Consider the following 19901-nt stretch of genomic DNA (forward strand, 5'->3'; position numbering starts at 1 on the left):
CCCACGATGCCGCCGGTCACAGCCAGGACCGTCCCCCGCACGCTATGAAAGCCGCCGAAATCCGCGAGAAATTCCTCAAGTTCTTCGAATCGAAGGGCCATACGATCGTTCGCTCGTCGAGCCTTGTGCCCGGCAACGACCCGACCCTGCTCTTCACCAATTCGGGAATGGTGCAGTTCAAAGACGTGTTCCTCGGCGCAGAATCGCGTCCGTATTCGCGTGCCACGACCTCGCAGCGCAGCGTGCGCGCGGGCGGCAAGCATAACGATCTGGAAAACGTCGGCTACACCGCGCGTCACCACACATTCTTCGAAATGCTGGGCAACTTCTCGTTCGGCGACTACTTCAAGCGCGACGCGATCCATTACGCGTGGGAATTGCTGACGGGCGTTTACCAGTTGCCGAAAGACAAGCTGTGGGTCACCGTCTATCACGAAGACGACGAAGCACACGACATCTGGGCGAAAGAAGTGGGCGTGCCGGTCGAGCGCATCATCCGCATCGGCGACAACAAGGGCGCGCGCTACGCGTCGGACAACTTCTGGCAAATGGCCGACGTCGGCCCGTGCGGCCCGTGCTCGGAAATCTTCTACGACCACGGCCCGGACGTGTGGGGTGGCCCGCCGGGGTCGCCTGAAGAAGACGGCGACCGCTACATCGAGATCTGGAATCTCGTGTTCATGCAGTTCAGCCGCGACGCGCAAGGCAACATGACGCCGCTGCCCAAGCAGTGCGTCGATACCGGCATGGGTCTGGAGCGGATTGCCGCCGTGCTGCAGCACGTGCACAGCAACTACGAGATCGACCTGTTCCAGGCGCTGATCAAGGCCGCCGGCCGCGAAACCGGCGTGACCGATCTGACCAACAACTCGCTGAAAGTGATCGCCGATCACATCCGTGCGTGTTCGTTCCTGATCGTCGACGGCGTGATCCCGGGCAACGAAGGCCGCGGCTACGTGCTGCGCCGTATCGTGCGTCGTGCGATCCGTCACGGCTACAAGCTGGGCAAGAAGGGTTCGTTCTTCCATCGCATGGTGCCGGACCTCGTCGCGCAAATGGGCGACGCGTATCCGGAACTGAAGGAAGCGGAACAGCGCGTGACCGACGTGTTGCGCCAGGAAGAAGAGCGCTTCTTCGAGACCATCGAGAACGGCATGGCGATTCTCGAAAGCGCGCTGGCCGACCTCGAAGCGAAGGGCGGCAAGACGCTCGACGGCGAACTCGCGTTCAAGCTGCACGACACGTACGGTTTCCCGCTGGATCTGACGGCCGACGTCTGCCGCGAACGTGAAATCACGGTCGACGAAGCCGCCTTCGACGAAGCCATGGCGCGTCAGCGCGAACAGGCGCGCGCGGCGGGCAAGTTCAAGATGGCGCAAGGTCTTGAATACTCGGGCGCGAAGACCACGTTCCACGGTTACGAAGAAGTCGTTTTCGACGACGCCAAGGTGATCGCGCTGTATGTCGAGGGCGCGTCGGTGCAGGCAGTCGAACACGGTCAGCAGGCCGTGGTCGTGCTCGACCACACGCCGTTCTATGCGGAGTCGGGCGGTCAGGTCGGCGACCAGGGCGTGCTGGCCAACGCCAGCGTGCGCTTCGCGGTGGCCGACACGCTGAAGGTGCAGGCCGACGTGGTCGGTCATCACGGCACGCTCGAACAGGGCACGCTGAAGGTGGGCGACGTGGTCAAGGCGGAGATCGACGCGGTGCGTCGTGCCCGCACGGAACGCAATCACTCGGCCACGCACTTGATGCACAAGGCGCTGCGCGAAGTGCTCGGTTCGCACGTACAGCAGAAGGGTTCGCTGGTCGACGCGGAGAAGACCCGTTTCGACTTCGCGCACAACGCGCCGATGACAGACGACCAGATCCGTCAGGTCGAAGCCATCGTCAACGCCGAAGTGCTGGCGAACGCGCCAGGCATCGTGCAGGTCATGCCGTACGACGACGCGGTGAAGGGCGGCGCGATGGCGCTGTTCGGCGAAAAGTACGGCGACGAAGTGCGCGTGCTCGACCTCGGCTTTTCGCGTGAATTGTGCGGTGGTACGCACGTGCATCGCACCGGCGACATCGGCTTCTTCAAGATCGTGATGGAAGGTGGCGTGGCGGCGGGTATCCGTCGCGTGGAAGCGATCACCGGCGACAACGCGGTGCGCTTCGTGCAGGATCTCGACGCGCGCATCAATGCCGCCGCGGCGGTGCTGAAGGCGCAGCCGTCGGAACTGACGCAGCGCATCACGCAGGTGCAGGATCAGGTGAAGTCGCTCGAGAAGGAATTGAGCGCGCTGAAGTCGAAGATGGCGTCGAGCCAGGGCGACGAGCTGGCTGGTCAGGCAATCGAAATCGCCGGTGTGCACGTGCTCGCGGCCATGCTCGAAGGCGCGGACGTCAAGACGCTGCGCGAGACGGTCGACAAGCTGAAGGACAAGCTGAAGAGCGCAGCGATCGTGCTGGCTTCCGTCGAAGGCGGCAAGGTCAGCCTGATTGCCGGCGTGACGGCTGACGCCAGCAAGAAGGTCAAGGCGGGCGAGCTGGTGAACTTTGTCGCGCAGCAAGTCGGCGGCAAGGGCGGCGGCCGGCCGGATATGGCCCAGGCGGGTGGTACTGAACCCGCGAACCTGCCTGCAGCATTGGCTGGCGTGAAGGGTTGGGTCGAAGCGCAGCTTTGATTCGGGTTTGATCGGGCCACGCAGCGCGCCGGAGTATTGGCGTGTTGCGTGGCCTAAGTTTTTTGCGCTGGCGCTTCAGAAGGCACAAACAATCAGGCCGCCGTCGCCGATGCAGCAGCAACCGCAGTAGATTCCACCTCACCGTCCTTCGCCGTCAGCGTCTTCTTCAGCGCATTGAGCGCGGAAGAAAAATGCCCGCGACGCCACACCAGCAGCGTCTCGATCGGCTCGATCTCCGGCAGCGGGTGAACCGCGATATTGCTGGAATCGGCCAGCAGGTCCAGCACCGACCGCGGCGCGACCGCCACGCCCGCACCGGCCGCCACGCACGCGACGATCGCGTGATAGGAGCCCAGCTCCAGCACTCGCGCTGGCCGCACGCCGTGCTCCAGATACCACTTCTCGATGTACGCCCGGTAGGCGCAGCCGAGTTCGAACGCGACCAGCGTCGACAGCGCAATGTCCCGCACCTCCCGAATCTGCCGATGCTCACGCGGCGTCAGCATCACCAGTTCTTCGGTGAACACCGGCACCGTCTCGAACAACTCGCCGAGGGCGGCCGGATCGAGCGGCTCCGCGACCAGGGCCGCGTCTACCTCGAACTCGCGCACGCGCTCGATCAGCTTGCCGGTTGTGCCGGTTTCGAGTTCCAGCGCGACATCGGGCCATTGCGTGTGATAGCGCGCGAGCAATCCGGGCAGGCGGGTGGCCGCGACGCTTTCCATCGTCCCCAAACGCAGACGCCCGCTCGGGCGATCCTCCCGCACCGCGTGACGCGCCTCGTCGGCGAGGGCGAGCAGGCGCTCCGCGTAGGGCAGCAGCGTCTCGCCGGCCGGCGTCAGCACGAGGCGGCGCCCGTCGCGGATAAACAGGTCGGTGCCCAGTTGCTCTTCCAGTTGCTTGATGCGCGTGGTGACGTTCGATTGCACGCGATTGAGCTTGGCAGCGGCGCGCGTCACGCCGTTTTCTCGCACGACAGCTCGAAATATGGTCAAAGCGGCCAGATCCATGATCTCTCCCGGCGATGGGTCGTATCGTAATTATTCATTTTTAATGATCGAAAGGTCAAGCTAATATGCATTGAACCCAACCTGAAACATGCATTGAACCCAACCTGAAACGGCCACCGCAAACCGGTTGTCGTCTACCGCCATGATCACGAATCAACTCGCCCCAAACACCTCCGACGACGCGCCGGGCCGTGCCGCCGAAAACCATGCGGCCCGCCGCGCGGCGCTTGCTTGCATGGTGACACTGGCCGTCGCGCTCGGCATCGGGCGGTTCGCGTTCACGCCGTTGCTGCCGTTGATGCTCCACGGCAGCGCATACGGGCAGCCGCAAATCGATATCCAGCATGGCGGCTGGCTGGCATCGTTTAACTATGCGGGTTATTTCGTGGGCGCGGTGGCGTGTGCGGCGCTGCGGCGGGTCGAGGCGGCCCGCATGGTGCGTGCAGGGCTCGTGCTGACGGTGCTGTTGACGCTGGCGATGGGCGTCACGAGTCAGTTCTGGGTGTGGGCGGTGGTGCGTTTCGTCGCCGGTGCGGTGAGTGCGTGGACGTTCGTTTTTGCTTCGCAATGGGGGCTGCGGCGGCTTCACGAGCTCGGCGCGCATGGGTGGGGCGGGGTGATTTATACGGGACCGGGCGTGGGCATTGCGGGGACCGGGTTGCTGGTCAGCGCCGCGGGCGGGTTTGGATCCACGGTGGGGTGGATCGGGTTCGGGTTGATTGCGGCGGTTTTATCGGCAGTGGTTTGGTCGGTATTTGGCGGCGCGTCGGACGGCGGGGCGGCGAATGCGAGTCTGCGGCAGGGTGCAGCGGCGGCGGAGGCCGCGACGGCACGTGCAATAACCATCCGCGTCCCGCACCGCGCCGACGCCTTCTGGCTCGTCCTTCTCTACGGCGTGCCCGGCTTCGGCTACATCATCACCGCGACGTTCCTTCCGGTGATCGCGCGCCACGCGCTGCCGGGCTCATCCTGGCCCGACCTGTTCTGGCCCATGTTCGGTCTGGCGCTGATCGTCGGTGCCTTGCTGGCGGCGCGTTTGCCGCTGCACTGGGACAACCGCACGTTGCTCGCGGGCTGCTACGTGCTGCAGGCGGCCGGTATCGCGCTCGGTATCGTATGGCCGACCGCTGGCGGTTTCTCGCTCGGCAGCATCCTGATCGGCTTGCCGTTCACTGCGATCACGCTGTTCGCGATGCGCGAAGCGCGGCACTTACGTGGCGACCATGCCGCCGGTCTGATGGGCTACGCGACAGCCGCGTACGGCATCGGTCAGATCATCGGCCCGTTGGTGGCCGCGCCGATCGCCGAGCACACCGGCTCGTTTTCTTTGGCTTTGTGGTTGGCAGCGGGCGCCTTGTTGCTCGGCGCGATCGGCCTGATCGCGGTGGCGCACTGGCCGCATGGCCGCAGTCGCATGCCGGATTGCGGCTGCTCCTGATGGCATGACCGGGTCGGCCAAAAACACACACCGGTCGCCTCTGCGCCCGGCCCGCGAAGAACAAACAATCCGCCCCGCCCAAAGACCAAATCCCCCCAGCGCACTAAAATGACCGCTTCCCCGTCATCCCAACGCGCCTGTCGCCGGGCGCGTCGTCAGTCATGCAACACTTCGCGTCCGACAACTGCGCCGGCATCTGCCCCGAAGCGCTCGACGCGCTGATCGCCGCCAACAACAGCGGCGACGAACCGGCCTACGGCGACGACTCCTGGACCCACCAGGTCTGCGACCGCATCCGCGAACTGTTCCAGACCGACTGCGAAGTGTTCTACGTGCTCAACGGCACGGCGGCCAACTCGCTCCCCTGGCTCGGCCTGTTCGATAACGACGTCCGGTTGCGCAACGCGCGCCATGCGAATGCGATGGCCGAATTACTGCAAACGCGGTTGCATGAAATTCCCGGCGTGAGCATCATGTTTCCGCGAGAATCGAACGCGGTGTTCGCGCAGTTGCCCGCGAACACCGCGAAGGCCATGCGCGCGCGGCTGGAAGTAGTTCTACGAGTTCATCGGCGCGGGCGGTTGCCGGCTGATGTGCGCGTGGGACACGCAACCGGAAACGGTCGAGCGTTTCACCGCCGAAGTGCGCGAGTTGTGCGCGACGTGAGTGCGCGTGTGCCGGAGTGCCGGAGTGCCGAAAATGCCTGAGCGCCGTCAGGGCAGGACGCACCCACACCGATTCGCCCGCACCCGAAACACGTAAAACATAAACCGCTACAAAACAAACGAGACGTCCCTCACGCCATGACCGATTACCAATTTTGTCCGCGCTGCGCCACCCCGCTAACCGAGCGCGCCGACCCTGAACACGAAGGCGGCCGCGTCCGCCAGACCTGTCCCGATGTGGAGTGTGGATACGTCCACTGGAACAACCCGCTGCCGGTGGTGGCGGCGATCGTCGAGTACGAAGGCAAGATTCTGCTGGCGCGCAACGCCGCGTGGCCGGAGGGCATGTTCGCGCTGATCACCGGCTTCCTTGAAAACGGTGAGACGCCGGAAGAGGGCATCGCCCGTGAAGTGCTCGAAGAGACCTCGCTGCACGCGGAGACGGTCGAACTGATCGGCGTGTATGAATTCATCCGCAAGAACGAGTTGATCATTGCGTATCACGTGAAGGCATACGGGACGGTTGCGCTGTCGCCGGAATTGCTCGAATACCGGCTGGTGGAACCGGCTAAATTGCGGCCATGGCGCGCGGGCACCGGCCAGGCGCTCGGCGAATGGATGCGTCGGCGCGGTTTGCCGTTCGAGTTCGTCGAGAAGCCGGGGCAGTGAGCCCCAAACACCGCCAACCACCGCCACGCCACGATGAACAAACCCGCCCCCGCCGCGCGCAGCGCCTACCCGCATTTCCTGCCGATCACCACGCGCTGGATGGACAACGACGTCTACGGTCACGTGAACAACGTCGTCTACTACAGCTACTTCGACACCGTGGTGAACGAGTATCTGATTCGCGCGGGCGTGCTGGATTTCGAGCACGGCGCGACGATCGGCCTCGTGGTCGAAACGCATTGCAACTACTTCGCGCCGCTGGTGTTTCCCGAGCGGGTCGACGCGGGCTTGCGGGTGGTGCGGCTCGGCACGTCGAGCGTGCGTTACGAAGTCGGGCTCTTCAAGGAGGGCGACGCTGAGCCCGCCGCGCAAGGCCACTTCGTGCATGTCTATGTGGATCGCGTCACGCGCCGTCCGGTGACGCTGCCCGCCGAATTGCGCGCGGCGCTCGAACCATTGAGCGTCGCGGCGCAGGCGGATTAGGCGCGTGCAATCGCTCGTCATCAATCTGCTCAACGGCGTCAGTTACGGCTTGCTGCTGTTCATGCTGTCGGCCGGTTTGACGCTGATTTTCAGCATGCTCGGCGTGCTGAACTTCGCGCACGCGAGCTTTTACATGCTCGGCGCCTATGTCGGTTTTTCGGTGGCGGCGCGCGCCGGGTTCTGGAGCGCGCTGGTGATTGCGCCGCTCGCCGTCGGTCTGATCGGTGCGGCGCTGGAGCGTTGGCTGTTGCGTCGCGTGCGTGGCCACGGCCATCTCGCGGAGTTGCTGTTGACCTTTGGCGCGGCTTATCTGCTCGGCGAACTGGTCAAGCTCGGCTGGGGGCTGAGCCCGCTTTCGGCGACGGTGCCGGCGGTGCTCGACGGTCCTTTGTTCACCGTCTACGGTGCCGTGTTCGCGCGTTACCGGGCGTTCATGATGGTGGTGTCGCTGGCGATGCTCGCTGTGCTTTACGCGGTGTTGCGTGTGTCGAAGGCGGGGCTGATCGTACGCGCCGCGCTCACGCACGCGAGCGCTGTCGAAGCGCTCGGCCACAACGTGCCACGCGTGTTCACCGGTGTGTTCGCGGCCGGCACGGCGCTCGCCGCGTTGGCCGGCGTGATCGGTGCGCCGCTGTTCGTGATCGAACCGTCGATGGCGGAGTCTCTCGGCTCGATCGTGTTCGTGGTGGTCGTGATCGGCGGATTGGGCTCGTTGAGCGGGGCGCTGGCGGCGTCGCTGCTGGTGGGTTGCGTGCAGACTTTTGCGGTGGCTAGCGATGTGTCGTTGGGCGACGCGATGTCGGCAGTGGGCGCGTCGCTGCCACCGCAGTGGGAAGCGCTGACGCTCGCGCAGCTTGCGCCGCTGATTCCGTATCTGCTGCTGGTCGCGATGCTGGCGCTGCGTCCGCGTGGGATGTTTGGACGGCGTGACGATCATGCGTGAAACGCGGAAATCATTCTTCCGCTCCCTCACACCATGGCTAGCGCTGATCCTCCTGCTAGCCGTCCCGCCATTCGTCTGGCCGCAAAGCTGGCTGCTCGCTTACCTCGCGCAGACCGCGACGATGATCGTGTTCGCGCTCTCCTACAACCTGCTACTCGGCGCAACAGGTTTGCTGTCGTTCGGTCACGCCGCGTATTCCGGCCTCGGCGCGTTGATCGCCGCGCAAGTGTTCAATGCGATGGGCGTGCCGCTCGTGCTGCTGCCGTTGATCGGCGGTATCGGCGGCGCGCTGTGCGGGGTGCTGTTCGGTTTCGTGTCGACGCGCCGCGCGGGCACGGCCTTCGCGATGATCACGCTCGGCCTCGGCGAACTCGTGGCGGCAGCCGCGTGGACGCTGCCCGACTGGTTCGGCGGCGAAGCGGGCGTGGCGATCGACCGTGCGAGCGGGCCGTTGCTGGGAAGCTGGAGCTTCGGCCCGGCGCGCGAGGCGTACGCGCTGATTGCCGTCTGGTGTTGTCTGGCTTGCGCGGCGATGTTTGCGCTGTCGCGTACGCCGTTCATGCGGCTCGCTAACGCCGTGCGCGATAACCCGGCGCGCGCAGCGGCGATCGGCTGTTACCCGCGCCGCGTCCGTTATGGCGTGGTGGTGCTGTCGGCGTTTTTCGCGGGTATTGCGGGGACGCTGGGCCTGATCAACGTCGAACTGGTATCGACGGAAAGCGTCGGCATGCTGCGCTCGGGCGCGGTGTTGATTGCCACGGTGATCGGCGGGTCGGCGGCGTTCTTCGGACCGATAGCGGGCGCGGTCGTGCTGACGTTTTTTAGCGTCGCGGTGGCGAGCGTCACGCGGGCGTGGCTGTTTTATCTGGGGTTGTTCTTTGTCGCGATCGTGGTGGTGTCGCCGGATGGTCTTGCCGGCTTCGCACAGCGACATACGACGCGAATTGCGGCGCACGGTTGGCGGGCGTGCCGCGCGGCTTACGCGTGGGGCACGGTTGCCGCGTTGCTGTGGACGGCGGCAATCGTGCTCGCGGTGCAATGGGCGTACGCCGTGCAATTCGGTGCGGATGACGGGGCGGTGTTGAACGTCGCGGGCTTGTCGTTGGAGGTGGTGTCGTCGCCGTTCCGGCTTGGCGTCGTGCTGTTGATGCTGGCCGTGCCGGGAGCAATCGCGGCGCATTACGCGATTCGCGCGCAGGCACGTCTCGCGATGCCCGCAGGGCAGACGCGGACCATGGGAGATGCCCGATGATCCCCGCTCTCGCCCTCTACGGCGTGACCAAGCGCTTCGGTGCCACGCAAATTTTGCGTGGCGTCGACCTCGCGATTCAGCCCGGCGAACGCCACGCGTTAATCGGTCCGAACGGCGCCGGCAAGTCGACGCTCTTCAATCTGATCGCCGGCGGCGCGCGGCCGAACGCGGGACGCATCGATCTGTTCGGCGCGGAGATCACGCGCCTCGCGCCGGCCGCGATCGCACGTCGTGGTCTCGCGCGCAGTTTCCAGACCACCAGTGTGTTCGCGCGGCTGAGCGTGTTCGACAACCTGCGCTGCGCGGCGCAGCTCGCCGAACGCGACCGCACGCGCTGGTGGCAGTGCTTCACCGGCTCGCACACCGTCGACGCTCGTGCCGAACAGGTGCTCGAAGCCGTCGGCCTGAGCGCTCATCGGCATGTGCAAGCTGGCACGCTTAGCTACGCGGGGCAGCGCGCGCTCGACCTCGGCATTGCGCTCGCGGGCGGCGCGCATACGTTGCTGCTCGACGAGCCGACCGCCGGCATGAACCGCGCGGAAGCCGCGCGCGCAATCGAGCTGATTCGCGAAACCACAGCCGGCCGCACGCTGCTGATGGTCGAACACGACATGGACGCGGTGTTCGCTATCGCGGATCGTATTTCGGTGCTGGTGCAAGGGCGTGTCATCGCGAGCGGCACGCCGGCGGCGATTCGCGCGGACGCGGCGGTGCGTGCTGCTTATCTTGGTGACGGTGTGGGCGCTGGGGTGGGCGACGGCACAGCCCTCGCTAAAGGCCCCCGCGCATGACCGCACTGCTCGACATCCGCGGACTCAATGCGTGGTACGGCGCGAGCCAGGCGCTGCACGGCGTCACGCTGCGCATCGAGGCGGGCGAAGTACTCGCGCTGGTCGGGCGTAATGGCTCGGGCCGCTCGACGCTCGCCCGCGCGCTAATGGGCCTCGTGCGCAGCGAGGGCGAGGCAAGTTTCGCGGGCCACTCGCTCGGCGGCTTGCGCACCTTCGAGATTGCGCGTCTGGGACTCGGTTATGTGCCGGAGCATCGCGACGTCTTTCCCACGTTAAGCGTCCACGAGAATCTGCAACTGGGCGTGGCGCCGCGCACGCGCAACCGAGCGCCGCGTTTCACGTTCAACGACGCCTACGAACTTTTCCCGGTGCTGCGCGAACGCCAGCGCACGCGTGCCGGCGCGCTGTCCGGCGGCGAGCAGCAGATGCTGACGCTGGCCCGCGCGCTGCTCGGCGATCCGGATCTGCTGCTGATCGACGAACCCGGCGAAGGACTGGCGAGCCTCGTCATGGACCAGCTCGCCGCGTGTCTGCGCAGATTGCGCGAACGCGGCGTGGCCATGTTGCTGATCGAACAGCGGCTTGTGATCGCGCGCGATATCGCCAGCCGCGTCGCCGTGATGGGACACGGCGAGATCGTGTTCGATGCATCGCTCGATTCGTTTCTGACGCGCGCCGATGTCATGCAGGAATGGCTCGGCGTGGGTTGAGCGAGCGGCGTCGATCCTTATCCTGTTTCCGACACGTTCCCTTGACCTGGCGGGCGGCTCTTCACATGATCGATGAAGGCGCGCAGCTTCGGCATGATCTGCCGGCGGTTCGGATAGTAGAGAAACACGCCCGGTGTCACCGGCGCGAATTGCTCCAGAACGTGCACCAGTTGTCCCGCTCGCAATCTTTCGGCGGCCATCGGCTCGGGAAGCTGGGCAAGCCCCATACCTTCGAGCGCGCCGCCCAGCATGGTCGGAAAATCATTGGCGATGAGCGGGCCGGACACGGCGATCTCGATCGTCTGGCCGTTGTCGTTGAAGGACCAGAGCGCGAGCGCGCCGCTGGATCGCCGCCACCGCAAGCAGGCGTGCTGGCGCAGATCGTCCGTGTGTTTCGGCGGGCTGTGCGCGGCGAAGTAATCGGGGCTGCCGACGACGATAAGACGAAGCGGCGGCGTCAACGGTACGGCGACCATGTCGGCATCGACGAACTGACCCATCCGGATACCGGCGTCGAATCCTTCCGCTGCGAGATCGACCAGTTCCTTGCTGGCGGAGATTTCCACTTCGACCTCGGGATACGCCTGGCAGAAAGAGGCGATCAGCGGTTCGAGCAGGATGGGCAACACCGCGCGCGGCACGGAAAGCCGCAACAAGCCGGTGGGCCGCTGGCCGAATCCGCGCGCCACCTCGCTCGCGGCGACAAGCTCCTCGAACGCGGGTTTTGCTTGTGCTAAAAACCGCTCGCCGGCTTCGGTCAGGCCGACACTTCGCGTGGTGCGGATGAACAGCGCAGCGCCGATGCGCGCCTCAAGAACACGCACCGTCTGGCTGACCGCCGATGGCGTCACCCCGAGCTCCGCGGCGGCCCGGCGAAAGCTGCGATGCTGGGCGACGCTCAGGAACACTTCCACGCCATCGAGCGCGCCTTGTCTGACTGTGAAGTTCTGCTTCATAGCCCGTCAACATTGTGGTGAATAGTCGGTCGAGAGAGGCCATGGTACACCTACGTCTGCGGATGAGAAGTCGTGCCGGCCGGTCTCTTTCGTGTCCTTCAATGCGCCGGATAACACCTGACAGGAGGCTTCATGCCACCGGAACTGATCTTCCCTTTGCATCTCGCTCTGGGGTATGTCGCCGGGCTGCTTTGCTTCCGCGTGTATGTCTGGCCCAGGCTTAAATCGATGGACGCATTCGATGCGCATCGCGCTATCGCTACGTTCCATAGTTTTCGTTTTTTTGGGTTGGCGTTTATTTTGCCGGGCGTTGTCGGTCCGCATCTGCCTGCGAGTTTCGCCGTGTCTGCTGCATATGGTGACTTCGCGACGGGCGTGCTGGCGATGTTGGCGTTATTGACGGCACGCAGACCTGCGCTGTTCTGGCTGTTTGTCGTGGCGTTTAATGTCGTGGGGGTGACGGATCTCGTCCTCGACTATTACCGTGCGATTCAGGCGGGGCTTCCGGCGCACGCGGGGGAGTTGGGTGCTATGTATGTGATTCCGATTATCTATGTGCCTCTCTTAATGATCACGCATGTTGCTGCGTTTTATTTGCTGCTGAGATCGCAGCCGAAGGTGGTGCGGAGTTTTTGAGGTTGGCCTGGGTCATCGTTGAAGATCGTGACGTCATGTCCTCGCCTCAGCATGACTACGCCTGCACCGTATGGAATTCATACCCGGATTGGCACCGGTGGCTACGCGTGATTTCGTGTGGCAACATCGCGATGATCTCCAGATCAAGTCAGGCCTCGCACGGCCCCCACACTTCAGGAGCATTCATGTTCGACCACGTGAAATTCGGCGTCAGCGATTATGCAGCGAGCAAAGCGTTCTTCGTCAAGGCACTTGAACCGATCGGCGTAGCGGTTGTTTCGGAAGGGGTGCCGACGTACGGTGTCGAGCTTAGTCCGCCGGGTAAGGCTTCTTTGTGTCTGTTCCAGACCGAGGAGAAGCCGGCGCATCTTCACCTGGCGTTCACGGCCGACAATCGCCAGCAAGTCGACGCTTTCTATCGCGCGGCTCTGGAAGAGGGCGGCAAAGATAATGGGGCGCCTGGTCTGCGTCCGCGCTACCACGCGAACTACTACGCAGCTTTTGTTATTGGTCCAGACGGGCACAATATCGAAGTGGTTTGCCATCAGGCCGAGGGCTAAGGTTTTTTGTCGAGCGGAGTGGGGCGGTGATCGTTCAGCGTGGGTTGGCCAAACGCAGGCATTCGATAACGCGCCTGGGTGGCTAACAATGACTTTGTACGCCGAGCGTCAGTGTTTCGCTCCCTGAGCTATTGCTGCGCTTTACATTGATCGATGAAATTCGCGATCACGCGCGTGACTTCCTCCGGCCGTTCAAGGCTCGGCAAATGGGCGGTACCCGCTATCTGGTGAAACGTCGCACGAGGTACGTTAGTCGCGACGTAACGACTTCGTGCCTGAATGCCGGGAAGGTCGAGGTCCCCACACATCAACAACGTCGGTACAGACAACTCCTCTAACCGTCCGTATGCGATTGGTGCATCGGTGTTTGTGCCCGTTGGCGGCAAACCTAGAGCGACGAAGTTCATCTTATCGAATAACTCGCGAGCTTCACCCGTCACGCGACCCTCTCGTTGAAACGGACCATCGAGCCAGAGACGGGTTCGAATCTCGAATTCTGCCCCGTCTCACTCGTTCGCGCCGCCACCAGCCATCGGGCAGCTATCGGGGCGACTCGATCGAGACAATGACGCGCGTCGGCCTGCCCTCGCCTGTATCCGGACGAATGAGGGAATAAACGGCCCTCGCGAATAGTCTTGCAAGGAGAGCATGCACAGAAGAGGTGGTCGAAATGGACATTATCGACATGGCCCGCGCATCGGGCATGGCAGTCATCCTCGACGGCAGAATAGGCCGCGAGGAGTATCAGAGCGTATGCGGTTCGATATCGGCGTTACAGCGATTCGCCGAAGCTATACGTCACCGCGCAGCGAATCAGAACGACGTGATATCGCAGCGGTCATCGGCGGCCAACCCGTCTGGCCGGTTACCCCGGCGCTTGATTCGATTGCACACGGCGCACCTTACCCGCACGAAGCGGGAGCGCCTTGCTCACCAGAAGGCGGTTGACAAGGCGATAGTCGGCACGTCCGCCGCTGCCGCGAAGTGAAGGTTCAGATGCCATCCATTCTTCGCCGTTTGCAACTCGGATCGGGTGTGGTGCTGCTCATCTATCTTTTTCTCCACCTGGTCAATCACGCACTCGGAATCTGGTCACTCGAGCTTGCAGGACAAGGACTCGCATTGGCGCTGCGACTCTGGCGAAGCAAGGCCGGCACGATCGCACTGTACGGTGCGGCGTCGCTGCATTTTTCGCTGGCAGTGCGCACGATATATGACCGTCGCCACTGGACGTTGCCGCCCGCCGAATGGATCCGTCTTTGGGCAGGCCTTAGCCTGCCGCTGCTGCTGATACGCCATGCGGTGACAACGCGACTCGCGTCCTCACTCTATGGTTTTGAACCTGACTATCAACGCGTCATCGTCGCGCTGCTCATGAGCGGTACGCAGGGCTTGCAACTTGCGCTGCTCGCGCCTGGCTGGATACACGGATGCCTCGGATTGTGGTTCCGCTTGCGCCACTATCCGTTGGCTCGCCGAATGAAGCCCGCCCTGTTGGCACTAGTCACCCTGCTGCCGCTGCTGTCCGCGACGGGCTTTATCCGGATGATGCGCACCGTCAAGGCAAAGAGCTTCGCACTGCCGGCGCTCGATCCGAAACTGGTTGCGCATCAATTCGCCCTCGAAGGCTGGCGTCACGACCTCGTCACGATTTATCTGTCGGTGATCGTCAGCGCTTTTATCGCGGGCCAATTGCGCAACGGGCTTGAGCGTCGAAGATTGCAGAAGACCCGCTGAATCCCGACACGGTTACGACGGCACGCCGGCTGATCTTCAAGCTGCGGAGGAGAAGGTTGCCGCTAAACATCAAGCGGATAGAGACGCGGTGATGAACGCGGGCCAGAACGGGCAGGCAAAGCCGTTGCCCTGCGTGGCTGCACCGGCACGAGTCGCCGCGCGAAGCGGTAGAGATGCCGACATCGTAGCGGCAGACGGCGTCGCGTTTTATTTTTGAAAATCGCGGTGATCGCGACAAAGCACAATTCCAGCAGCCACACCGCGCTGGTCACTTCGCGGGAACGGTATCGGGCGCGCGTAGGCCCGAAGTAAAACAAGGAGCGCGACGTCCCAGCCCCCGCGCTCCCCGACGCAATTACATCTTGCCAGTAGCGGTCGACGTAGTCGCCGTCGCGCTCGTCTGCGCACCCGCCGCCACGGCCGGAGCCGCATCGCCGATGTACTTCAGCGTCTGGATTTCCAACTGCGCGTTCTCCGGATAGTCGATCGTCGGCGTGATGTGACCCACCAGTATGCCCATGCTGACTGCCGTGCGCACGTACTTCGTCTCGCCGGCCTTCAGCTCGAACGTGACGGTCTTTGTCACCTCGGTCGAGGTAGCGACGGTATAGCTGCCCGCCGGTTCGTCGAGGTAGAAGAAGCCGCCAGGTTTCGAATGGCCGACCACCTTGTCGTTGAGCTTGATCTCGGGTTGCAGCATGGCGCCTGCAAACGAATCCGAGCGGAAGAAGTAGATGCGGCCATCGTCAGGCGAGAGCGTCGGGATCGACGACGCTACGTCTTTATATTGCGGCCCGGACGCGCAACCCGCCGCGAGCAGTGCAGCGCCGCCGGCGAGCAACAGGGTTCGGTAGAAGCTTTTCATGCAAGGTCTCTCACGCGAATGAATGTCGACGGACGGCCGAAAGGCGTAGCCTCCCGTCAACTATTCCAGCCAGCGAATAGCCGGATGGACTCTCTGAGGATTTTTTGAATTGGCGCGAACGCCATTGTTTGCCTTTCCACTGACAAATAACGTCCACGTTTATGAAATCTTTAGAAAGTATTTAAGCCTTCATTTAGGTTACGCATAGCATGAGCGCGATCCGTTCGAAGCAACCTCCACCATCCGAGCGGCACAGAACAAAACCATCTGGCCGTACCGTCACCGCGCCATCGTCGGGCAGAGCAGTCAGCGTCTGCCAGTCGTCTTCGGAATCGACGAATTCAAAATCCTTGCCGGCGACATAAACCGCGGGCGTAGCGGAGTTGAGGCTTGCACGGCTCGATGCCTGCACCGAAGCGTTCGGGCCAGCCAGCAAGACATAGCTGTCGCCGAAGAGGTCCAGCGTCGAGATCCGTTGACCGTCGCGCCGAATCCAGGCGTGAGGAAAGCGCGTCCCGGTCTGCGCCTGCAGATGCGCAACCAACGCTGACGAATCTTCGGAAGACACGCCGTCTGCATACCGATAGCGATGCCGCAACAACAAAGCACCCGCATCGAGCAGCGCGGGGAACACCTCCCGGTTGGTCTGCGTTTCGATACCAAAGCGCGCATCGAAGTCCGTGCGCAGCAGCGCCTGGCTGCCGTTACGCACGGCGAGCGGTCGTCGCTCGGTCTCATAGCTGTCGAGCAGCGCCGCTGCCGCTTCACCGCGCAATGTAGCGGCGATCTTCCAGGCGAGATTGTGCGCATCGGCAATGCCGGTGGTCGCATTGAAGCCGCCCCACGGCGGCATCAAATGCGCCGCGTCGCCGCACAGAAAGGCGCGGCCCAACCGATAGCGCTGCGCAATGGACACGCCAGTGCTCCACGCGCCATGACTGATGATGTCGATGTCGACATCATCCAGGCCGATTGCGGCGCGCAGCAGGTCGGGCAGTTCGCTGTCGGCCGGTGGTCCTTGCGACGGGTCGTATTCCAGATGGAACGACCACATGTCGGTGTTGTTCATCGCCAGAAAAAGGCCGCGTACTTTCTCATTCGCGATCTCGCATTGGCTGAACGTGCGGCCTTCCACGGCCTCGGCCAGATCGGCTCGGAAGAAGATGTTGAGCAGATGCTGCGGGGCGGGCGTCTCAATCATGCCGATGCCCAGTTGCCTGCGCACGAAGCTGCGCCCGCCGTCGGCGCCAAGCAGCCAGGTGGCCTCAACGACCGTCTCCTGTCCATCCCGGCCACGTACTGTCGCGACCACCGCATCGCCCGACTCGACGAACGACACGAGTTCGTGGCCGAAGCGCACGTCGCCACCTCGCGCTTCGAGGTGCTGGCGTAGCACCGGTTCTATCAGCGTCTGCGGGCACGCGCCGAAACTCGACGGTGACGCGCCGGCCGCGGCCATCTTCACGCGCATGGTGGAGACGTCGACGATCGACTGTGCGTCCATCAGCGTGCGCCCGCGTCGCGCACCGCCGAAGCCACCCTGTTTCCAGGCCGCAACCGTGGCCGCCTTGACCGCGTCTTCAACGCCAATCTGGCGAAACAGCTCCATGGTTCGCAGATGAATGCCACGGGCGCGCGGCAGCAGCGAAACGCCCTCGTTTTTCTCGATGAGGATGAAGGGAACGCCCAGGCGTTGCAGGAACAGGCCGGCCGACAGGCCGACCAGTCCGCCGCCGACGATCAGCACCGATGTGCGGGTAGGGAGGACGGTCATGCGCGACTCCTTGATGTTAAAATCTATCACCGATAAGTATATCTATCACTGATAGAGAGTCAAGCATGGCAAAAATTCGACGTGACGAAGTGGCGAGTGCAGCGCTTGAACTCCTCGACGTAGTCGGCCTCGACGGGTTATCGACGAGACGTCTTGCCGAGAAACTCGGCGTGGAATCGGCCACGCTCTACTGGCACTTCCGTGACAAGTCGGCGCTGCTTGGCGAGATGGCTTCTCTGGTGCTGGCGCGGCATCACACGATCGGCGTGCCAGAGGACATCGCGGATTGGCCGGTCTGGTTTGCCGACAACGCGCGCAGTTTTCGCCGTGCGCTCCTTGCCCATCGCGACGGCGCATTGCTGCACGCCGGCACGACACCGAACCAGGCCGAGTTCGCACGGATCCTGCCGAAAGTGGCCTACCTGGTGAGCGCGGGTTTTAGCGAATCGGATGCGCAGATGGCGTTGCTGGCCGCGGGCCAGTTCACCGTGGGCTGCGTGCTGGAGGAGCAGGCGCGTGACGTTCGGAGTGCGTCGCCCGAACCTCAACGCAAAGAGGTCGGCAAGGGCAAGACCGCTCAGGCGGCAGATGCCGGCCCGGCGATCGATCCCATCGATCCGGATGTGGCCTTTGAATTTGGGCTCGGACTGCTAGTTAGCGGTCTTTGCAGCCGATAGCCGGTAGCCGCTTCTCGCCATGAGGCGAGAAGTTTCGTTTCACGCTAAGGCTTGCCGCCTCAAAGGGGCAACGCGTCGTTATGGATCGGCGCTTCGAGAAGACAGGCAAACTCGCGGGCAAAGTCGACAGAAACGCGCGCGTGTACGGCGCCTTGTTTGTCGAAGAAGCGCTGGGTGCCTTCAAGGGTGAACACCCCTTCATGCCAAATGTTCGGATGGATGTAGAGGCCCTGCCGTCCATCGAATCGAAAGCACACGAAGTTCTCCGGCGCAATATCGTCCCCGGGTAATGCCAGGGGCACGTAGAACGGGCGACCGTCGAGCGGAAAGAAGAGTTGTCCGCCGTCCGGGTGATAGTTCGCGTGCCAGAGCAACATACGTTCTGGTTTGGCGGCGTGATCTTCGCGGGCGGCTTCGGGCTCCGTGGCGTACGCGAGGATGTAGTTGCCGCCCACGGCCTCGTTTCGGCCGTACAGAATGTCGCCGCGCCATTCGCTGATGAAGGTGCCGTCGGTCGTACCGGCCTCGTCACCGGTGCCGGGATCGATCGGCCTCGATCCCACTGCCGGCCACTGTACGATTTCGACTGCGCAATCGTTCGGGTCTGCAACGAGCCGGCCGAATCCGTGGAGCGTCTGTGGGGTCGCGTCGACCACCGGCATGGTCACCCGCCGGAGGCCATGCGGAAGGGCGGGGTTGAGGTAGTCGATTTCTTGGGTCATCGAAATAGTCTACACGTCGAGAACACACTCTTCGTGAATGCCTGGACCGCGCTTGGGCCACGTTTGGGCAACATACACCGCGCTGCGGGCACATTTGCTTCGCAGGCACGTCGGTGAAGGGATTTGAAAGCTCTGTTGACTCGACACCGTGGTTTGAATCGCGGGCAATGATTCGGCAGTATCTTTTCTGTTTAACGTATGTGATCTTGTGGGTCTTCCAAATACTCGTCCTGGAAAATTCAATGCGCATCAGAACCATTTATTTCAAAGTGATGGACATGGAGCAGTCGATCACGTTCTGGGAAAAGCTGTTAGAACTCTCGCCGAATCGCAAGTCGGAGAAGTGGACCGAGTTTTCAATCGGCGGCGTTCGGATCGGGTTATTGCTGAATGATTTTGGCGATGAATTAGTCGGTAGCGCGAGTGTGCCCGTGTTCGAATTCGATGCACCCTCCCTGCCGGCTTTTCTGGATCGCGCCAAGTCTCTCGGGGCAACCGTCGTCATGCAGTTAAACGACGCGATGACCAGCGTCGTTCTGGCTAGCCCCGACGGCCACGAATTCGAAGTTTGCACGCGCCACGATTAGGCGCTTCTTCCATCAATTTCGGCCGCTGCCGGCACGCTTAGAACTCGCGCGCGATCGCGTGGGCTTCTTCGATTGCGCGGCTACGGTCGACCTTTCCCTCGGGACCCAGCAGCGTGCGTTCGACGACGATTCCCGCGACGTCCTCCACGCCCACGAATTTCAGCCACGTTTCCATGTAAGGACGCTGGAGGTCGAACTCGCTGGCCGGCGTCAGCGAGCCGGGCGACGTGTAGCTCAATCCGCGCGCATAAACGACGGCCGCCTTTTTCCCGCGCAGCATGCCGGTAAAACCCGAGCTATCGAATGAGAACAGCACGTCTTTCTGCGAGATCAGGTCGATCAGATGTTTCAGCTTGTACGGGATGCTGAAATTCCATAACGGCACGCCGAATAGAAACTTGTCTGCTTCGTGAAAGGGCGCGGCGAGGGCTTCGATGCGCTGCCATGCCACGGCCTGGTTCGGCGTCAATGGCGTCCCGCTCAAACCGGCGTATTTGGCGGCTAACGCGTCCGCATCGAATTCGGGAAGCGGCTCGTCCCATAGGTCGAGCTTGTGAATTTCGTGATCGGGATGCGCCAGGCGGTACGCATCCAGAAACGCGTTACACACCTCGATGGACGCCGAATAGCCCTTGTTAGGTGAGCCTTCGATATAGAGAACGCGAGTCATGAAATCAGTCCTGTCGGGAGGTGGCGGCGACCGGCGGAATGCGTGGTCGCTCACCGTGATTCGTAGCGTACCGAGCCGGCTTATAAT

At 63.0% G+C, this 19901-nt stretch carries 20 protein-coding genes and 1 pseudogene; 15 read left to right on the forward strand and 6 right to left on the reverse strand.

What is annotated here, in order from left to right; genetic code table 11:
* Positions 1-44 precede the first annotated feature (44 nt).
* Positions 45-2669 (forward strand): alanine--tRNA ligase, encoded by a 2625-nt coding sequence (alaS, locus tag GGD40_RS18850; RefSeq protein WP_179744529.1) that lies wholly within the window; start codon positions 45-47, stop codon positions 2667-2669.
* 92 nt (positions 2670-2761) lie between these two features.
* Here alaS and GGD40_RS18855 read toward each other — a convergent pair whose 3' ends face one another.
* Complete coding sequence (locus GGD40_RS18855) at positions 2762-3679, reverse strand: LysR family transcriptional regulator (protein WP_179744530.1); 918 nt, start codon at positions 3677-3679, stop codon at positions 2762-2764.
* Between the two features lie 142 nt (positions 3680-3821).
* Between GGD40_RS18855 and GGD40_RS18860 the strand changes: the two genes are divergently transcribed.
* The 8 genes and pseudogenes from GGD40_RS18860 to GGD40_RS18895 all read left to right on the forward strand — a co-directional run bounded on the left by GGD40_RS18860 (position 3822) and on the right by GGD40_RS18895 (position 10630).
* Positions 3822-5117, forward strand: a complete 1296-nt coding sequence (locus GGD40_RS18860) for a YbfB/YjiJ family MFS transporter (RefSeq protein WP_257030433.1) — start codon at positions 3822-3824, stop codon at positions 5115-5117.
* 161 nt (positions 5118-5278) lie between these two features.
* Positions 5279-5783, forward strand: a pseudogene (locus GGD40_RS18865) (beta-eliminating lyase-related protein).
* Positions 5784-5920: 137 nt separating this feature from the next.
* Positions 5921-6451: an NUDIX domain-containing protein gene (locus tag GGD40_RS18870; protein WP_179703589.1), complete on the forward strand. Its 531-nt coding sequence runs from the start codon at positions 5921-5923 to the stop codon at positions 6449-6451.
* A 33-nt stretch (positions 6452-6484) separates the two neighbouring features.
* Positions 6485-6934 (forward strand): acyl-CoA thioesterase, encoded by a 450-nt coding sequence (locus GGD40_RS18875; protein WP_179703590.1) that lies wholly within the window; start codon positions 6485-6487, stop codon positions 6932-6934.
* Between the two features lie 4 nt (positions 6935-6938).
* The gene (locus GGD40_RS18880) at positions 6939-7877 is read left to right on the forward strand and encodes a branched-chain amino acid ABC transporter permease (RefSeq protein WP_179744531.1); all 939 of its coding nucleotides are present in this window, start codon (positions 6939-6941) and stop codon (positions 7875-7877) included.
* Positions 7870-9129, forward strand: coding sequence for a branched-chain amino acid ABC transporter permease (locus tag GGD40_RS18885; protein WP_179744532.1), 1260 nt, complete (start codon positions 7870-7872; stop codon positions 9127-9129). The genes GGD40_RS18880 and GGD40_RS18885 overlap by 8 nt, the downstream gene beginning before the upstream one ends.
* A complete protein-coding gene (locus tag GGD40_RS18890) occupies positions 9126-9920 on the forward strand; it encodes an ABC transporter ATP-binding protein (protein ID WP_179703593.1) in 795 nt (264 codons plus the stop codon). The genes GGD40_RS18885 and GGD40_RS18890 overlap by 4 nt, the downstream gene beginning before the upstream one ends.
* Positions 9917-10630, forward strand: a complete 714-nt coding sequence (locus tag GGD40_RS18895) for an ABC transporter ATP-binding protein (protein WP_179703594.1) — start codon at positions 9917-9919, stop codon at positions 10628-10630. Before GGD40_RS18890 ends, GGD40_RS18895 begins: the two co-directional genes overlap by 4 nt.
* Before the next feature lie 17 nt (positions 10631-10647).
* Here GGD40_RS18895 and GGD40_RS18900 read toward each other — a convergent pair whose 3' ends face one another.
* Positions 10648-11586 carry a LysR family transcriptional regulator gene (locus GGD40_RS18900; RefSeq protein WP_179744533.1) on the reverse strand — a complete coding sequence of 313 codons (939 nt, stop codon included), beginning with the start codon at positions 11584-11586 and terminating at the stop codon, positions 10648-10650.
* Positions 11587-11718: 132 nt separating this feature from the next.
* On the opposite strand from GGD40_RS18900, the gene GGD40_RS18905 reads away from it, so the two are divergent.
* The 4 genes from GGD40_RS18905 to GGD40_RS18920 all read left to right on the forward strand — a co-directional run bounded on the left by GGD40_RS18905 (position 11719) and on the right by GGD40_RS18920 (position 14519).
* Complete coding sequence (locus tag GGD40_RS18905) at positions 11719-12222, forward strand: hypothetical protein (RefSeq protein WP_179703596.1); 504 nt, start codon at positions 11719-11721, stop codon at positions 12220-12222.
* 185 nt (positions 12223-12407) lie between these two features.
* Positions 12408-12782 carry a VOC family protein gene (locus GGD40_RS18910; RefSeq protein ID WP_179703597.1) on the forward strand — a complete coding sequence of 125 codons (375 nt, stop codon included), beginning with the start codon at positions 12408-12410 and terminating at the stop codon, positions 12780-12782.
* Positions 12783-13452: 670 nt separating this feature from the next.
* A complete protein-coding gene (locus GGD40_RS18915) occupies positions 13453-13770 on the forward strand; it encodes a hypothetical protein (protein WP_179703156.1) in 318 nt (105 codons plus the stop codon).
* 8 nt (positions 13771-13778) lie between these two features.
* A complete protein-coding gene (locus GGD40_RS18920) occupies positions 13779-14519 on the forward strand; it encodes a hypothetical protein (RefSeq protein WP_179708551.1) in 741 nt (246 codons plus the stop codon).
* Between the two features lie 355 nt (positions 14520-14874).
* On the opposite strand, the gene GGD40_RS18925 is transcribed toward GGD40_RS18920, so the two are convergent.
* Positions 14875-15384, reverse strand: a complete 510-nt coding sequence (locus tag GGD40_RS18925) for a DUF2846 domain-containing protein (RefSeq protein WP_179744534.1) — start codon at positions 15382-15384, stop codon at positions 14875-14877.
* A gap of 193 nt (positions 15385-15577) precedes the next feature.
* The gene (locus GGD40_RS18930) at positions 15578-17131 is read right to left on the reverse strand and encodes an FAD-dependent monooxygenase (protein ID WP_373565299.1); all 1554 of its coding nucleotides are present in this window, start codon (positions 17129-17131) and stop codon (positions 15578-15580) included.
* A 92-nt stretch (positions 17132-17223) separates the two neighbouring features.
* On the opposite strand from GGD40_RS18930, the gene GGD40_RS18935 reads away from it, so the two are divergent.
* On the forward strand, positions 17224-17835 hold the full coding sequence (locus tag GGD40_RS18935) for a TetR/AcrR family transcriptional regulator C-terminal domain-containing protein (protein ID WP_179703599.1): 612 nt from the start codon (positions 17224-17226) through the stop codon (positions 17833-17835).
* A 59-nt stretch (positions 17836-17894) separates the two neighbouring features.
* Here the strand turns inward: GGD40_RS18935 and GGD40_RS18940 are convergent, their stop codons facing one another.
* Complete coding sequence (locus GGD40_RS18940) at positions 17895-18557, reverse strand: ureidoglycolate lyase (RefSeq protein WP_179744536.1); 663 nt, start codon at positions 18555-18557, stop codon at positions 17895-17897.
* A 242-nt stretch (positions 18558-18799) separates the two neighbouring features.
* Here GGD40_RS18940 and GGD40_RS18945 point away from each other — a divergent pair, with 242 nt between their 5' ends.
* On the forward strand, positions 18800-19144 hold the full coding sequence (locus tag GGD40_RS18945) for a VOC family protein (protein ID WP_179744537.1): 345 nt from the start codon (positions 18800-18802) through the stop codon (positions 19142-19144).
* A gap of 37 nt (positions 19145-19181) precedes the next feature.
* Here GGD40_RS18945 and GGD40_RS18950 read toward each other — a convergent pair whose 3' ends face one another.
* A complete protein-coding gene (locus GGD40_RS18950; RefSeq protein WP_179744538.1) occupies positions 19182-19814 on the reverse strand; it encodes an FMN-dependent NADH-azoreductase in 633 nt (210 codons plus the stop codon).
* Between the last annotated feature and the right edge of the window lie 87 nt (positions 19815-19901).

The organism is Paraburkholderia bryophila (assembly GCF_013409255.1).
In the GTDB taxonomy this organism is placed as follows: domain Bacteria; phylum Pseudomonadota; class Gammaproteobacteria; order Burkholderiales; family Burkholderiaceae; genus Paraburkholderia.

Bases quoted from the DNA above. Each gene is read 5' to 3' on its own strand.
- alaS (WP_179744529.1), top strand. From the start codon at position 45: ATGAAAGCCGCCGAAATCCGCGAGAAATTCCTCAAGTTCTTCGAATCG.
- GGD40_RS18855 (WP_179744530.1), bottom strand. From the start codon at position 3,679: ATGGATCTGGCCGCTTTGACCATATTTCGAGCTGTCGTGCGAGAAAAC.
- GGD40_RS18860 (WP_257030433.1), top strand. From the start codon at position 3,822: ATGATCACGAATCAACTCGCCCCAAACACCTCCGACGACGCGCCGGGC.
- GGD40_RS18870 (WP_179703589.1), top strand. From the start codon at position 5,921: ATGACCGATTACCAATTTTGTCCGCGCTGCGCCACCCCGCTAACCGAG.
- GGD40_RS18875 (WP_179703590.1), top strand. From the start codon at position 6,485: ATGAACAAACCCGCCCCCGCCGCGCGCAGCGCCTACCCGCATTTCCTG.
- GGD40_RS18885 (WP_179744532.1), top strand. From the start codon at position 7,870: ATGCGTGAAACGCGGAAATCATTCTTCCGCTCCCTCACACCATGGCTA.
- GGD40_RS18890 (WP_179703593.1), top strand. From the start codon at position 9,126: ATGATCCCCGCTCTCGCCCTCTACGGCGTGACCAAGCGCTTCGGTGCC.
- GGD40_RS18895 (WP_179703594.1), top strand. From the start codon at position 9,917: ATGACCGCACTGCTCGACATCCGCGGACTCAATGCGTGGTACGGCGCG.
- GGD40_RS18900 (WP_179744533.1), bottom strand. From the start codon at position 11,586: ATGAAGCAGAACTTCACAGTCAGACAAGGCGCGCTCGATGGCGTGGAA.
- GGD40_RS18905 (WP_179703596.1), top strand. From the start codon at position 11,719: ATGCCACCGGAACTGATCTTCCCTTTGCATCTCGCTCTGGGGTATGTC.
- GGD40_RS18910 (WP_179703597.1), top strand. From the start codon at position 12,408: ATGTTCGACCACGTGAAATTCGGCGTCAGCGATTATGCAGCGAGCAAA.
- GGD40_RS18915 (WP_179703156.1), top strand. From the start codon at position 13,453: ATGGACATTATCGACATGGCCCGCGCATCGGGCATGGCAGTCATCCTC.
- GGD40_RS18920 (WP_179708551.1), top strand. From the start codon at position 13,779: ATGCCATCCATTCTTCGCCGTTTGCAACTCGGATCGGGTGTGGTGCTG.
- GGD40_RS18925 (WP_179744534.1), bottom strand. From the start codon at position 15,384: ATGAAAAGCTTCTACCGAACCCTGTTGCTCGCCGGCGGCGCTGCACTG.
- GGD40_RS18935 (WP_179703599.1), top strand. From the start codon at position 17,224: ATGGCAAAAATTCGACGTGACGAAGTGGCGAGTGCAGCGCTTGAACTC.
- GGD40_RS18940 (WP_179744536.1), bottom strand. From the start codon at position 18,557: ATGACCCAAGAAATCGACTACCTCAACCCCGCCCTTCCGCATGGCCTC.
- GGD40_RS18945 (WP_179744537.1), top strand. From the start codon at position 18,800: ATGCGCATCAGAACCATTTATTTCAAAGTGATGGACATGGAGCAGTCG.
- GGD40_RS18950 (WP_179744538.1), bottom strand. From the start codon at position 19,814: ATGACTCGCGTTCTCTATATCGAAGGCTCACCTAACAAGGGCTATTCG.